The sequence below is a fragment of the Enterobacter sp. UCD-UG_FMILLET genome (assembly GCF_000762975.1).
Classification (GTDB): Bacteria; Pseudomonadota; Gammaproteobacteria; order Enterobacterales; family Enterobacteriaceae; genus Enterobacter; species Enterobacter dykesii.
Genome location: NZ_JRJC01000048.1, coordinates 1 through 707 on the forward strand (window position 1 = coordinate 1; position 707 = coordinate 707).

At 49.7% G+C, this 707-nt stretch carries 1 tRNA gene and 2 rRNA genes; all 3 read left to right on the forward strand.

From position 1 onward, the window contains the following. Positions 1-228 (forward strand): 16S ribosomal RNA (locus LA04_RS22325); the annotation flags it as partial. 84 nt (positions 229-312) lie between these two features. Continuing rightward, positions 313-388, forward strand: a tRNA-Glu gene (locus tag LA04_RS22330). Between the two features lie 182 nt (positions 389-570). Beyond that, positions 571-707 (forward strand): 23S ribosomal RNA (locus LA04_RS22335); the annotation flags it as partial.

A 707-nucleotide genomic window follows, 5' to 3' on the forward strand; every position in this document is an offset into this window, starting at 1 on the left:
TGCAACTCGACTCCATGAAGTCGGAATCGCTAGTAATCGTAGATCAGAATGCTACGGTGAATACGTTCCCGGGCCTTGTACACACCGCCCGTCACACCATGGGAGTGGGTTGCAAAAGAAGTAGGTAGCTTAACCTTCGGGAGGGCGCTTACCACTTTGTGATTCATGACTGGGGTGAAGTCGTAACAAGGTAACCGTAGGGGAACCTGCGGTTGGATCACCTCCTTACCTTAAAGAACCTGCCTTTGYAGTGCTCACACAGATTGTCTGATGAAAAGTAAATAGCAAGGCGTCTTGCGATTGAGACTTTACGTCCCCTTCGTCTAGAGGCCCAGGACACCGCCCTTTCACGGCGGTAACAGGGGTTCGAATCCCCTAGGGGACGCCACTTGCTGGTTCGTGAGTGAAAGTCACCTGCCGTCATATCTCAAAACTGACTTACGAGTCATGTTTGAGATATTTGCTCTTTAAAAATCTGGATCAAGCTGAAAATTGAAACGACACACATGTTATGTGTGTTCGAGTCTCTCAAATTTTCGCAATCAGAAGTGAAACATCTTCGGGTTGTGAGGTTAAGCGACTAAGCGTACACGGTGGATGCCCTGGCAGTCAGAGGCGATGAAGGACGTGCTAATCTGCGAAAAGCGCCGGCGAGGTGATATGAACCTTTGACCCGGCGATGTCCGAATGGGGAAACCCAGTGCAAT